Source organism: Geodermatophilus sp. URMC 62 (assembly GCF_052931475.1).
Genome location: NZ_JBRFHY010000001.1, coordinates 4,632,209 through 4,645,380, shown reverse-complemented (window position 1 = coordinate 4,645,380; position 13,172 = coordinate 4,632,209). Strand labels below are relative to the sequence as shown.

Below are 13,172 nucleotides of genomic sequence, written 5' to 3'. Positions count from 1 at the left end.
AGCAGAACGTCGGGAGCACCTCCGAGACCGCCCGCCCTCGCTACTGTCACAGGGCCGGAACTGCGGGGAGGTGCGGTGGCCGAGAACGCTACACGCGACTTCTTTATCAGCTACACGGGCGTGAACGAGTCCTGGGCCAAGTGGATCGCGGTCACCCTCGAACAGGTCGGTTACACCACTCTGGTGCAGGCGTTCGACTTCCGGCCCGGCAACGACTTCATCCACAAGATGCACGAGGCCACCAGCAACACCAAGCGCACGATCGCGGTGCTGTCCCCGGCCTACTTCGGCTCCCAGTTCGGCGAGGCGGAGTGGCGAGTCGCCTTCGCCAAGGATCCTTCCGGCGAGCGGGGGCTGCTGGTGCCGGTGCGGGTGCAGCTGTGCCAGCCGCCGGGGCTGCTGGCCGGCCGGGTGTACATCGACCTGGTCGACGTCGAGGAGGTGACCGCTCGGGAGCGGCTGGTCGAAGGCGTGAAGGTCGAAGACGTGAAGGTCGCCGGGGCGCATCCGAGTACCGCTGTGTACCCCGGCGGGCCGGCTGTCAAGGTCACGGCGGCTGGTCGCTTTCCCGGGCCGGAGGTGAGCAACCTGCCCGCCCGTCCTCGCGGCTTCATCGGCCGCGATGAGGACCTGGAGCGGTTGCACGCCGATCTGCTGGCCGGTACGGCCGCCGGCGAGCTGCCGATTCAGGCTGTGCACGGGCTGGGCGGGGTCGGCAAGACCACCCTGGCGCTGGAGTACGCCCACCGCTTCGCCAGCGACTACGAGTTGATCTGGTGGGTGGATGCCGAGCAGCCGACTACGGCGATCGCGGCGCTGGCCCGGTTGGCCACCCAGCTGGGTGTGCCGGAGGTGTCTGACCAGGCGGAGATGATCACGGCCCTGTTCAACCGGCTGCGCCGCCGCGGCCGCTGGCTGCTGATCTACGACAACGCCGAACGGCCCGACCAGCTCGCCCGGCTCCTGCCCCCGGAGGGCATGGGCCACGTGCTGGTGACCTCACGGTGGGCGACCTGGGGCGCCCAGGCAGCGACGCAGCGGCTGGCGACGCTGCCACGGACCAAGTCGGTGCAGTTCCTGCGCCGCCGCATCGGCACCGATGATCCGGCGGCACTGGACGCGCTGGCCGAGCTGGTCGGGGACCTGCCGCTGGCGCTGGAGGAGGCCGCCGCCTACCTGGAGGAGACCCAAGACGACCTGGGGAACTATCTGCAGCTGGTCCGCGACCGGGCCCGAGAGCTGTTCGGACAGGAGCCGGACGCGGAAGACGAGGCCGGTGATCGGCGGCGGGTGGCCACCGTGTGGACGGTCTCCCTGGACCGGGTGCACGCTGACGTCCCGGCCGCCGGGGCGCTGCTGAACCTGTACGCCTTCCTGGCCCCCGATGTTCCCCGACGGCTGCCCACCGAGCATCCAGACGTGCTGCCCGCCGAGCTGGCCGCCGTGGTGAGGGATCCGCTGCGCTACAACCGCACCCTGGCCGCCATCGGCCGGTACTCGCTGGCCACCCTCAGCCCGGCCAGCGTCGGGCTACACCGGCTGGTTCAGACGGTCATCCGGGCCCGACTCACGGATGAGGACGAGCGAACTTGGACGGAGCGCGCGCTGCGCCTGCTGTGGCAGAGCTTCCCGCTCGACAGCGAGGAGATCAGTAGCTGGCCCCGGTGTCAGGAGCTGCTGCCGCACTGGCTCGTCGTGTGTGAGCACGCCGAACGGCTGCAGGTCGGTGGCAAGAAGACCGGCTGGCTGCTGGATCAGGCCGCGACCTACCTGCGCAGTCGGGGCCAGTACCGGCAGGCCCAACCGCTCGCCGAGCGGGCGCTGCAGATCGGCGAGGCAACCCTGGGCCCCGACAGCCCTTACGTCGGCATGTTGCGCAGCAACCTCGGTCGCGTGCTACGGGATCTGGGGGATCTCCCCGGCGCCCGCACCCAGCTGGAGCGGGCGCTGCAGATCGGCGAGTCGACCTTGGGCCCCGACAGCCCTTCCGTCGGCAGCTACCGCAGCAACCTCGGTAGCGTGCTGCGGGAGCTGGGGGATCTCCCCGGCGCCCGCACCCAGCTGGAGCGGGCGCTGCAGATCACCGAGGCCGCGCGGGGCCCCGACCACCGCTACGTCGGCACCTTGCGCAGCAACCTCGGTCGCGTGCTGCAGGAGCTGGGAGATCTCCCCGGCGCCCGCACCGAGCTGGAGCGGGCGCTGCAGATCGGCGAGTCGACCTCGGGCCCCGACCACCCCACCCTCGGCACCTACCGCAGCAACCTCGGTCTCGTGCTACGGGACCTGGGAGATCTCCCCGGCGCCCGCACCCAGCTGGAGCGGGCCCTGCAGATCACCGAGGCCACCCTGGGCCCCGACCACCCCACCGTCGGCACCTACCGCAGCAACCTCGGTAGCGTGCTGCAGGAGCTGGGGGATCTCCCCGGCGCCCGCACCCAGCTGGAGCGGGCCCTGCAGGACACCGAGGCCACCCTGGGCCCCGACCACCCGCGTTTGGCCTTGTACTTTTACCGACTCGGACGGGTCTGCGCTGACTTGGGCGATCTGGCGGCAGCCGTGGTCGCTCTTACCCGGGCCGTCCAGGTCGACACTGCCGCTTATGGGCCGGACCACCCCAAGGTCGCCACCGATTTGAAGGCCCTGGCCGCCGTCCAGGAGCAGCAAGGCGACACTGCGGCCGCGGCCGCCAGTCGGCGTGAGGCCGAGCGCATACGACAGCTTCACTAGGTCCACCGCTGGGTCAGCGTGCGGCCGGTCGTCGATACTGCCGTCCACGTTCGCCTAGCTCGGTGATTGCCGCGGTCGTTGTCGCCGTGACGCCAAGGACTGGTCGCGCAGTCCTCACGCAGCGCGCCACCGTGCTTGTGAGTCAGTGGGCGTGGTGGTGCAGACCATGGGAGTGCCTTTGTCCGTGACACCCGTGGCGCCCTGCTGTGAGCAAAAGGCGCCGGGGTGGACCGTGAGTGCAGGCGCGGGAGCCGGTGCAGGCGCGGGAGCCGGTGCAGGCGCGGGAGCCGGTGCAGGCGCGGGAGCCGGTGCAGGCGCGGGAGCCGGTGCAGGCGCGGGAGCCGGTGCAGGCGCGGGAGCCGGTGCAGGCGCGGGAGCCGGTGCAGGCGCGGGAGCCGGTGCAGGCGCGGGAGCCGGTGCAGGCGCGGGAGCCGGTGCAGGCGCGGGAGCCGGTGCAGGCGCGGGAGCCGGTGCAGGCGCGGGAGCCGGTGCAGGCGCGGGAGCCGGTGCAGGCGCGGGAGCCGGTGCAGGCGCGGGAGCCGGTGCAGGCGCGGGAGCCGGTGCAGGCGCGGGAGCCGGTGCAGGCGCGGGAGCCGGTGCAGGCGCGGGAGCAAGGGTCTCGCAGGCCACGCCGTCGCCGTCTGGGTCAAGCTGCGAGCGATAACCCGGCTCGCCCGCATTGATGGGTGCGGCGCCGGCCGTGTGCGCCGCGTCGCAGTCCCCGTAGTACGGGCTTGGTGCGGGAGCCGGCGGAGGCACTGGGGCCGGTGCAGGCACTGGGGCCGGTGCAGGCACTGGGGCCGGCGCCGGCACTGGGGCCGGCGCCGGCGCAGGCACTGGCGCCGGTGTGGGCTGCTGTTCGGGCAGGTGCGCGACGACACCCTCGGGCAGTGGCTCGTCCGGGCAGGAGCTGAGGACGGTGGCGCTGGCGTTCTTCTCGGCCTGGGTCATCCACAGGTCGTAGGAGACCTTCACCGCCACCTGGCGGGCGACGTACGCGCAGCGATAGCTCGTGTTCGGAGGCAACCAAGTGGCCGCGTCGGCGTCGCCCTTGGCCATGTTGAGTGGGCCGTCGACGGCGAGCAGGTTGAGCGGGTCGTTGGCGAAGGTGGTGCGCTCGGTCGCGGCCCAGCCCTGGGCGCCCTTCTGCCAGGCGTCGGACAGGGCGACCACGTGGTCGATCTGGACGTCATCGCTGGTGTCCTGGCCGCGCTGGAAGGCGATGGTGCGCCCGGAGTACGGATCGGCGAGAGTGCCGGTCAGCACGACGCAGTCGCCGGTGCCGGGCTTGAACGTCTTGCCGTCCAGGTCGCGGGCGAGGATGTCGTTGCGGGTGTCGCAGCCGTTGTTGTCGGTGTCTTCCCAGCCAGAACCGAACTGGTCGCGGTCGTAGCCGGTGCGCGGCGTCCGGCCCTTGACCTCGATCGCGGCCAGGGCGGCCAGGGCCGAGGCGGGCTCGGCGTTCTGGATGGCGTTGTTGGCGGCGCTGTCGCTCAGTTGGCCGGTAGCCGGATCCACCACGGCGGCTGGAGGAACCGCGGTCTCGTTGGTCTCGGTGTCAGCCAATGTCTCTTCGGCCGCCGCGATGGCCGCCTCATCGTCGGTGGGCGCGGCGGCCGGGCTGTCGCTGCCGCGGGGCTCGGATGAGGCTGTTGGGGCGGTTGAGGAGTCAGGCGAGGTTGCTGAGGTCGCCGTGGACGTGGTGGTCGCGGTGCCCACGACGAGCATGACGAGGCCGGCGGCTGCTACCGCACCGCCGACCTTGCGGCTGGCGATAAACGCCCACCGAGCCCGGCCGGCGATCGCCGCACCGACACCGATCAGCAGGAGCACCAGCCCGGCCATCAGCAGCGCGCCCGACAGCCCCCCGCTGGCCAACCCGGCGATCACCAACAGCACGACGAGGGCTGCGACGACCCCCAGGACGATTCTGCGAAGTGGCAGATGGGCAGGACGAGCCATGACATTCCCCCGTGGTGGTGCGTGGCCTGCGTGTTCCGTCCGCTCTGCGGACGAGCGGAACAGGCCCGTACTCTTACTTGATGGGTCAGACCATAGGGTGGATGTCAATGTGGTCCATGCCGTGACCTTCTCCCAGGTCAGCCGGGATTTGATCGTCAATGCCGAGGACACCACAGGGCGGCCGGCGAGCGAGTCAGTGGCCGCGACGCTGCGATCGTGGCCACGTTCGGCTGGCCGTACTCCCGTGCTGGCCGCGGTCTGCGGGCCATCAAGGACGGTGGAGCGCGCGTGGTGGCTCCGGACCTGACCAACACCGAGGACCGGCACCATGCATCCGTTGCCGGCAAGTCGGCGAGCATCGTCTCGGCAGCCACGTCGGTGGCTGCCCACGCCCAGCTGATCGGCTTCCACTGCTTGATCTGCGGCTACCTTCGTCATGCCGAGCACCACCAGCCGAGCCCCGCGCCGATGTGCGCTGGATCGAAGGCCAGGACGGGCAAGCCGCACGAGCCGGCCCGGATGGAGGCCCTTGTCCTCCGCTGAGCTTGCGCGAGGGAGCCAGGCGGTGGACCTGCCTTAAACGCCGGTGACCGCAACAACGGTGGCGGTGGGTCCTCGCTTGGCACCGTGGCCTCCTGATGCGCCCCCACCGTCGCGCTCGACACCGGCCTCGGTGACAATGCGTATGTGACCCATGACAGCACCGACGGGCCCCCCTCACCGCGTCGCGATGACCTGCTCAATCTGCTCCGCCGCATCGCGCACCACGGCGACGCCCCGAGCAGCATGCAGGCCGACGCCCGTAACTTCCTCCAGTACCTGGAGGCTGAGGCGTTCGGCTCCGGCCCTGGCAAGGGTGAAGCCCGCATGAACGGCGACCTTCCGAACGAGCGCGAGGTCGTCGAGGGGCTGCCGTGGCCTCGGCGGGCGACTGGCTGACCCGGCGGGTTTCGCGGCAAGGAACGCCCCCGGCCTCCCTCGCGGAGGTCGGGGCGTTCTGCATTTCTGGCCCTTGCGCGGCCGCCGGGCGGAGCCGGCGGCCGGCGCTGACCCCGCGGCCGTGACGGCCACTCCCGCGTCTGCACACGGGCGCGGGAGTAGCTACACGACCTGACCAGCCGGTGGGCCGGCCAGCGAGGTAGGGCCGATCGCGGCGGCAGGGGCCTCCTAATGGCGCCCCCGCCGTCGCGGTCGGCCGTGCCGGGATGCTGGTCGGTCAGGTCGTGCCGGCTACCCCGCCAGGAGCAGCACCGGCTCGTATCATTGCCGCGGCGTCCTGGGGCGAGCCACCCACCCGCCAGACCCAGTAGGCGACGCAGACCGCGGTCACGACCCGGATGAGTCGCTCGGACCAGTCGGGCGACGGCGCATCAGCCCCGCCGTTCGGGTTGACACCGCCGGTTGATGCGTGGTTATCTGAGTTGCAGCACATGGTGCGGTCCTCTCGATCGACTAGTGCTTCGCCCGATGTGGGGTAGGGCCCACATCGGGCTGTTTTGCGTACCCGGACACCGTACACCGGTCTGACGCTCTGTGCCTGCGGGTCAACGCTCCGTGTCAACCCGTGGAACGGAGGTCACTGAGCCCGAGGCCGTTTAGATCGACGCCGGAACCGCAACGGCCCCGTCTCCCCAGCGATGGGGCGGCGGGGCCGTTGGCGTTTCCGAGGAGGCCGCGATTTCATGTCCGCGTGGGCCAGCGCCCAGCCGAGCCACACGGCGGGCACCACAGCTTCCTCACGGCGGGGAGGACGCGCGGTCATGCCGAGATCCCGGCGATGGCGTCGACCAGCCGGCCGAAGGTGACATCGTCCACCTCGTCACCGACGACGCCGTGGACGATGATCGCCCACTCCTCCAGCGTCCTGGACGGGGTGGGCTCCGTGACGCCGAGGTCCGCGTCCGCCTCGGTGTAGAGCTGCATTTGGAGCAGGCGGCCGGTGGTCTCGGCGGCGTTCTCGGCGTGGCGCCGGCCGCGGTGCGCGGCGAGGTCGACCACGGGCGCGGTGGGGCTGACATTCTTGAACATGCTGGGACTCCTGCTCTCTCAGGTTGTTCCGGAAGTCCCCGTCGGCGAGCTACAACTCGCCGGCGGGGGCGCCTCGTATTGGGCCGCGGTTGGACCGTAGCCCACGGCTCCTCCTAGTTACAACCTGGGCATTTCCGGACCCGCCTGTTCCCGGGCACCCAGCGGCTGCTCGAGGTCGCCGACGACGTCCAGCGCATCCAGGTCGAGGTGCTGTGCTGGTGCGGCGCCCCCGGGCTGCTCAACGCGCGCGTCGTCGACGGGGCGATGGTCCGCTCCGGCGCCACGGTCGTCGTCGCCGACACCGCACCGACCCCGGCGCCCGGCACGACCGACGACGCCGCCCCCGGCGGCGAGGTGCACTACCAGGTGCTGTGCCGGCGTCACCACGTCCTCGGGCAGCTGGGCCCGACGGCGGCCGGTCCCGAGCAGCTGGCCCTCCCCTGAGGCCGCCTCCTCCCCCGGACGGGGGGCCGCCGCGCGGGCCAATACTACCCCATGCGATGATGTGGAACCGACTCAGCGGAATCTCTTCGCGAAATCCGTCGTTGGTCTCTTTCGACTCCCCTGTGCAGTGGGTAGCTCCCAGCTGCGACGAGGACTCCTGACCGACTCCACCAGCACGAGAGGACGGTGTGCCATGGGCGAGCGTTCCCTGCGCGGCAGCCGACTGGGCAGCGTGAGCTACGAGACCGAGCGGAACACCGCGCCGATCGAGCGGCAGTACGCCGAGTACAAGTGTCCCGCGGGCCACCGGTTCACCGTGCCCTTCGCCGACGACGCCGAGGTGCCCGACACCTGGGAGTGCAAGTTCGACGGCGCCGCGGCCAAGCTGGTCGGCGGCACCGAGCCGACCCCCAAGAAGGTCAAGCCGCCGCGGACCCACTGGGACATGCTCCTGGAGCGCCGCTCCGTGGAGGACCTCGAGGAGGTCCTCGCCGAGCGCCTCGAGGTGCTCCGCGGCCGGCGCACCCGCGCCAGCTAGCGCGACAGCCCAGCACAGGGCGGCACGCAACGGCCCCGGTGGGACACCCCACCGGGGCCGTTCCGCGTCCGGGACCAGGAGCGTCCAGGGTCGGGACCGCCGGCCGCAGCGGCCCGCGGTCCCGGGTGCCGCCACCCGGTCCTGGCGTCCTAGCGCGTCAGGTGCTCCTCACCGGCGACCTCGCCCTCGATCACCCGCGACGCCGTGGACCCCGACCGCCACCCCGGGGTCTCGTGAGGGGAGGCCGCGTCGGGCACCCGGGTGCTGCGGACGCGCACCGGACCGGCCACCCCGAGCCGGCCCGCCAGGCCGTGGGTCAGCCCGCGGACCACGGTGGCCCGCACCAGGGGCCGGGTCGGGGGCAGCAGGCACAGCAGCCCGACGGCGTCCCCCAGGAAGCCCGGCAGCACCATGAGCGCCCCGCCGGCGGCGACCAGGCCGGCGTCGGTGGCGGCCCGGCCGGCCGGGCGGTGCGCCTGCGCCCGCTCGCGCAGCTCGGACAGGGCACGGGTGCCCTGACGGGTCAGCAGCACCCAGCCCAGCACGGTGGTGGCCAGCGCCGCCAGCAGGGTCGCGCCCACCCCGATCCACGCAGCGACCAGGACGAAGACGACGACCTCGGCGAGGGCCCACAGCCCCGCCAGCACCCTCACGCGGTGTCCCACGGCTCTCCTCGGCCCGCTCGTGCCGACGGCCCGGGTCCGCCTACCGGACCGCGCTGGACCGCCCGCCGTCGCGGACCCGTCCCGGTACGGCGCGGGGGACCAGGCCCGGCAGCCGGTCGGCCAGCCGGTCCTGCAGGCCCCACCACGTGACCCGTACCAACGCCTCCTCAACGATCGAGGCGGTCATCTTGCTCCTGCCGTACGCGCGCTCGGTGAAGGTGATCGGCACCTCCACCACGCGGGCGCCCGACCGCCAGGCGCGCCAGGCCCAGTCGACCTGGAAGCAGTAGCCCTGGCTGGCCACCTCCGCGAAGGGCAGCCGGTCGACCAGGTCGCCGCGGACGGCCCGGAACCCCCCGGTCGCGTCGGCCAGCGGCAGCCGCAGCGCCCACCGGGTGTAGCGGTTGCCCACCCGCGACAGCAGCAGCCGCCGGCGCGGCCAGTCCTCCACGCGGCCGCCGGGCACCCAGCGCGAGCCCAGCACCAGGTCGGCGTCGGCCAGGGCGGCCAGCAGCCGCGGCAGCTGCTCGGGGTGGTGCGAGCCGTCGGCGTCCATCTCGACCAGGACGTCGTAGCCGTGCTCGCGTCCCCACCGGAACCCGGCCACGTAGGCCGGTCCCAGGCCGGACTTCTGGGTCCGCCGCAGCACGTGCACCCGGGCGTCCTCGGCGGCGAGCTTCTCGGCGAGCTCGCCGGTGCCGTCGGGTGAGCCGTCGTCGACGACCAGGGCGTGCGCCCCGGGGACGGCGGCGTGCAGCCGGTCGAGGATCGGCTCGAGGTTGTCCACCTCGTCGTAGGTGGGGATGACGACGAGGACCCGCGGTGCCGCCGTCACCGGGCGCCTCCGGCGCGCACCCTCCGGCGCACCGCCGGGGCGGCGGCCGCCAGCACCGCGGCGGCGCCCAGCGCGCACAGCGCCCACTCCGGCGCCGCGCCGAGCCGCGTGGCCACGGTCGCCGCGTCGCGCTGGGCGATCCGCGCGACGAGCACCGCCGGCTCGAACAGCCCGGACGAGGCGGCCAGCGACCCGTCGGGGGCGATCACCGCGGAGATGCCGCTGGTGGAGGCCAACGCGACCGACCGGCCGCTCTCCACCGCCCGCACCCGCGCCGCGGCGACCTGCTGCGCGCTCTCGTCGGTGAACCCGAAGGTGGCGTTGTTGGTCTGGACGACGAGCATGCCGGCGCCGGCCTCCACGGTGTCGTGCACGAGGGAGTCGTAGACCACCTCGAAGCAGATGACGTCGCCGACGCGGGCCCCGCCGACGTCGAGCACGCCGACCTCGGTGCCGGCGGTGAAGTCGCGGCGCACCAGGTCGACCTTGTCGCTGAAGAAGCGGAAGAACCGCCGCGCCGGCACGTACTCGGCCAGCGGCACGGGGTGGCGCTTGACGTAGGTGTCGCCCGGCCCGGTCCCGGGCTCCCACACGATCGCGGTGTTGCTCAGGTACCGGCCGGGCCCGTCGAGGACGGCGCCGACGAGGATCGGCGCGTCGACCGCCGCGGCGGCACGGTCGATCTGCCGGGCGGCGTCGGCGTTGAGGTAGGGGTCGATGTCGGAGCTGTTCTCCGGCCACACCACCAGGTCCGGCGCGGGCTCGTCCCCGGCGGCGACCCGCGCGGCCAGCTCGAGGGTGCGCTGCACGTGGTTGTCCAGCACCGCCCGGCGCCGCGCGTTGAACTCCAGCCCCGCCTCGGGGACGTCGCCCTGGACGACGGCGACGGTCACCGCCGGGCCGCCGGCGGTCAGCGAGGAGCCGGGCAGCGGCAGCCAGGCCAGCCCGCCGAGCAGCGGGACGGCGGCCGCCCCGGCCAGCGCGGCCACCGCCGTCCGCACCGCCGTCCGCACCGCCCGGCGGCGCCGGCCCCCAGCGGCGGGGTCCCGGCGGGCACGGACGAGCGCGAGGACCGCGGCGGCCAGCAGCGCGCCGGTCAGGGCCACGGCGAAACCGACCAGCGGCACACCGCCGTAGGCGGCGAGGGCGAGGAAGGGGCCGTCGGTCTGGCTGAGACCCAGCCGGCCCCAGGGGAAGCCGCCGAAGGGGACCCGGCCGCGCAGGGCCTCGTCGGCCACCCACAGCGCGGCCGTCCACAGCGGCCACAGCCGCAGCCGGGAGGTGGCCGCCGTCGCCGCTCCCAGCAGCGCGAGGAACGCCGCCTGGGACAGCGCGAGCGCCAGCCACGGGAACGCGCCGACGTAGGTGCCGCTCCACGACAGCAGCGGCACGAAGAAGGCGAGCCCGGACACCAGGCCGAGCCACGCGCCGGCGCGCGCCCGCTGCCGGTGCACGGCCAGCGCCAGGGCCGCCGGTCCGAGCACGGCCAGCGGCGGCAGCGACCACCCGGGGAAGGCGAGCAGCAGCAGGAACCCGCCGGCCGCGGCCAGCGCGGTGCGCCACGGCAGCCGCCGTCGGGCCGGGACCTGCGTCGTACCGGCGTCCGCGGTCGTGGTGTCGTGCACGGCCGCTGCAGCCACCGCTGGCCTCCCCGCGACGTCGAGCCGCGGGCAGGGCCCGGGCGTCCGGCTGGCACCCGCGTCCCCCGCGGCTGCTGACCACGGTGTGGTCCGCCGACCAGCATCCCATCCCGCCTGTGGCGACCGGGGCTGCGACCGGCGAGGTCGCCCGGCAGTGCGGTCGCCGCACCCGGCCGGGCGTTTCCGTTACAGCGACTGCAGCGTCTCTCCGGCGACCACCAGGGCCCGGCAGGCCGGCCGCTCGCGCCGCTCGAGCACGCCGGACAGGGTCGAGCCGGTGGCCCACAGCGCCAGGTCGCCCGGCGCGCCCACCGCCAGCGGCCCGGCCGCCGTCTCCGACCGCAGGGCGTGCCAGCCACCGTGGGTGGCCGCGTCGAAGGCGTCGAAGGGCCGCAGACCCGCGCCGGGCGTGCGGTGGTCGACGGCGGCGTGCACCCCGCCCCACGGGTCCATGGGGGTGACCGGGGCGTCGCTGCCCAGGGCCAGGGCGACCCCGGCGTCGGCGAGGTCGGCGAACGGGTTGGTGGCCAGGGCCCGCTCGGCGCCGAGCCGCTCGGCGTACATCCCGGCGTCCCCGCCCCACGCCGCGTCGAAGGCCGGCTGGACGCTGGCCACCATCCCCCACGCCCGCATCCGCTCCACCGCGCCGGGCCCGGCCATCTCCACGTGCTCGAGCCGGTGCCGGCAGGCGCGCACCGCGGGTGCGCCGAGCTCGGCGACGACGGCCCCGACCGCGTCGAGGACCTGGTCCACCGCGGCGTCACCGATGCAGTGGAAACCGGCCTGCACGCCCGCCGCGGTGCAGGCGCGGACGTGGTCGACCAGCTGTGCGGTGGCGAACCGCAGCGCGCCGGCGGTGTCGGGGCGGTCGCGGTAGGGGCCGCTCAGCGCCGCGGTGTGCGAGCCGAGGGCGCCGTCGCAGAACAGGTCGCCGCCGGCGCCGGCCAGGCCCAGCTCCCGCACCAGGTCCAGGCCGCCGCGTTCGGCCAGCTCCCCCCAGTAGCCGGCCACCCGCGGCCCGGGCCGCCGCCCGGCCAGGGCCAGCAGGGCCCGCAGGTCCTCGGCGCCGGACACCTCCGGCCCGGCCATCTCGTGCAGGCTGCCGATGCCCAGGCGCACCGCCTCGGCCAGCGTCGCCTCCTGCGCGGCCGCGCGCTGGGCTGCGGTCACCGCACCATAGGCGGCCTGCCGGGCGGCGTGGTGGGCGTCGAGGCGCAGCTGCCCGTCCGGCGAGAAGCCGGGCAGGTCGCGCACCCCCGCGACGAGGTCCAGCAGCGCCGTGGAGACCGTCGCCGAGTGCACGTCCACCCGGGCCAGGTAGGCCGGCCGGTCGCCGACGACGGCGTCGAGGTCGGCGCGGGTCAGCCCGCGGCCCTCCGGCCAGCCGGTCTCGTCCCACCCGGTGCCCAGCACGGTCCCCGGCGGCCCGCCGCGGACCGCCGCCGCCACCGCGGCCACCGCCTCGGCCAGGCTCGACCTCGAGTGGAGGTCGAGACCGGTGAGCGCCAGGCCGGTGGCCGTGGCGTGCACGTGCGCGTCCACGAACGCCGGGGTGAGCAGCGCCCCCTCCCCCGCCAGCACCCGGCCGGCGCTCGGGGCGTCGGCCGCCACACCGAGCCAGGCGATCCAGCCGTCGACGACGTGCACCGCGCGACCGGGCCGGTCGCCGACGGTGACGTCGGAGAGCAGCAGGTCGGTGCCGTCGGGGCGCATGCCGCCGAGCATGACGGCTCCCCCGCGTGGCGCCGGCCCCGGGTGGCCGGGGCCGGTCGCCGGCGGTAGGCAGGAGCGGTGCCGGACCGGGACGGGGAAGTGCTCACCCCCCGGCTGCGGCTGCGCCCGTGGACCACCGGCCGCCACGACCTGGCCCGCCTGGCCGACCTCTACGGCCGCGAGGAGGTCACCCGCTGGCTCGGCGGGCCGCCGTCGGTGGGGCCGGCGGAGCTGGTGGCCCGGTGGGCGCAGATCCCCCGCGTCGACCCCTGCTGCGGCTGCTGGGCGATCGAGGTCCGCGACGGCGCGCCGGCGGTGGCCGGCACCGTGCTGCTCAAGCCGCTGCCCGACGGCGTCGGGGAGGTCGAGGTCGGCTGGCACCTGCACCCCGACAGCTGGGGCCACGGCTACGCCACCGAGGCCGCCCGGGCCGTCGTCGAGCGGGCCTTCGGCGCCGGCCTGCCCGAGGTCTACGCCGTCGTCCGGCCCGGCAACGAGGCCTCCCTGGCGGTCTGCCGGCGGCTGGGCATGCAGCCGCTGGGACGGATGCGCCGCTGGTACGACGTCGAGCTCGAGGCGTTCCGCCTCATGGCACCGCCCGTCGTCGACTGAGCAGCACC

General features: G+C 74.3%; 12 protein-coding genes. 6 read left to right on the top strand and 6 right to left on the bottom strand.

Features of this window, described 5'->3' with window-relative positions:
• The first annotated feature begins 75 nt into the window (after positions 1–75).
• Positions 76–2,727, top strand: a complete 2,652-nt coding sequence (gene fxsT / locus ACU616_RS22350) for an FxSxx-COOH system tetratricopeptide repeat protein (protein WP_446760608.1) — start codon at positions 76–78, stop codon at positions 2,725–2,727.
• Positions 2,728–2,841: 114 nt separating this feature from the next.
• Here the strand turns inward: fxsT and ACU616_RS22345 are convergent, their stop codons facing one another.
• Positions 2,842–4,626 carry a GmrSD restriction endonuclease domain-containing protein gene (locus tag ACU616_RS22345; RefSeq protein ID WP_446760607.1) on the bottom strand — a complete coding sequence of 595 codons (1,785 nt, stop codon included), beginning with the start codon at positions 4,624–4,626 and terminating at the stop codon, positions 2,842–2,844.
• A 279-nt stretch (positions 4,627–4,905) separates the two neighbouring features.
• On the opposite strand from ACU616_RS22345, the gene ACU616_RS22340 reads away from it, so the two are divergent.
• A complete protein-coding gene (locus ACU616_RS22340) occupies positions 4,906–5,232 on the top strand; it encodes a hypothetical protein (protein ID WP_446760606.1) in 327 nt (108 codons plus the stop codon).
• Positions 5,233–5,376: 144 nt separating this feature from the next.
• Complete coding sequence (locus tag ACU616_RS22335) at positions 5,377–5,628, top strand: hypothetical protein (protein ID WP_446760605.1); 252 nt, start codon at positions 5,377–5,379, stop codon at positions 5,626–5,628.
• Positions 5,629–6,447: 819 nt separating this feature from the next.
• Here the strand turns inward: ACU616_RS22335 and ACU616_RS22330 are convergent.
• Positions 6,448–6,717 (bottom strand): hypothetical protein, encoded by a 270-nt coding sequence (locus ACU616_RS22330; protein WP_446760604.1) that lies wholly within the window; start codon positions 6,715–6,717, stop codon positions 6,448–6,450.
• 207 nt (positions 6,718–6,924) lie between these two features.
• Between ACU616_RS22330 and ACU616_RS22325 the strand changes: the two genes are divergently transcribed.
• Together ACU616_RS22325 and ACU616_RS22320 are read left to right on the top strand one after the other, a co-directional pair.
• Positions 6,925–7,161 carry a hypothetical protein gene (locus tag ACU616_RS22325; protein WP_446760603.1) on the top strand — a complete coding sequence of 79 codons (237 nt, stop codon included), beginning with the start codon at positions 6,925–6,927 and terminating at the stop codon, positions 7,159–7,161.
• A 193-nt stretch (positions 7,162–7,354) separates the two neighbouring features.
• Positions 7,355–7,699, top strand: a complete 345-nt coding sequence (locus ACU616_RS22320; protein WP_446760602.1) for an RNA polymerase-binding protein RbpA — start codon at positions 7,355–7,357, stop codon at positions 7,697–7,699.
• 149 nt (positions 7,700–7,848) lie between these two features.
• Here the strand turns inward: ACU616_RS22320 and ACU616_RS22315 are convergent, their stop codons facing one another.
• The 4 genes from ACU616_RS22315 to ACU616_RS22300 all read right to left on the bottom strand — a co-directional run bounded on the left by ACU616_RS22315 (position 7,849) and on the right by ACU616_RS22300 (position 12,564).
• Complete coding sequence (locus ACU616_RS22315) at positions 7,849–8,364, bottom strand: FxsA family protein (RefSeq protein ID WP_446760601.1); 516 nt, start codon at positions 8,362–8,364, stop codon at positions 7,849–7,851.
• 40 nt (positions 8,365–8,404) lie between these two features.
• On the bottom strand, positions 8,405–9,199 hold the full coding sequence (locus ACU616_RS22310; protein ID WP_446760600.1) for a polyprenol monophosphomannose synthase: 795 nt from the start codon (positions 9,197–9,199) through the stop codon (positions 8,405–8,407).
• Positions 9,196–10,839 carry an apolipoprotein N-acyltransferase gene (gene lnt / locus ACU616_RS22305; protein WP_446760599.1) on the bottom strand — a complete coding sequence of 548 codons (1,644 nt, stop codon included), beginning with the start codon at positions 10,837–10,839 and terminating at the stop codon, positions 9,196–9,198. The genes ACU616_RS22310 and lnt overlap by 4 nt, the downstream gene beginning before the upstream one ends.
• A 186-nt stretch (positions 10,840–11,025) precedes the next feature.
• Positions 11,026–12,564 carry an amidohydrolase gene (locus tag ACU616_RS22300; protein WP_446760598.1) on the bottom strand — a complete coding sequence of 513 codons (1,539 nt, stop codon included), beginning with the start codon at positions 12,562–12,564 and terminating at the stop codon, positions 11,026–11,028.
• Between the two features lie 87 nt (positions 12,565–12,651).
• Here ACU616_RS22300 and ACU616_RS22295 point away from each other — a divergent pair, with 87 nt between their 5' ends.
• Positions 12,652–13,164, top strand: coding sequence for a GNAT family N-acetyltransferase (locus ACU616_RS22295; RefSeq protein ID WP_446760597.1), 513 nt, complete (start codon positions 12,652–12,654; stop codon positions 13,162–13,164).
• Positions 13,165–13,172 lie beyond the last annotated feature (8 nt).

What these genes read in the sequence shown, in the direction of transcription:
- ACU616_RS22330 (WP_446760604.1), bottom strand. Translation starts at nt 6,717, where the DNA reads ATGTTCAAGAATGTCAGCCCCACCGCGCCCGTGGTCGACCTCGCCGCG.
- ACU616_RS22300 (WP_446760598.1), bottom strand. Translation starts at nt 12,564, where the DNA reads ATGCTCGGCGGCATGCGCCCCGACGGCACCGACCTGCTGCTCTCCGAC.
- ACU616_RS22320 (WP_446760602.1), top strand. Translation starts at nt 7,355, where the DNA reads ATGGGCGAGCGTTCCCTGCGCGGCAGCCGACTGGGCAGCGTGAGCTAC.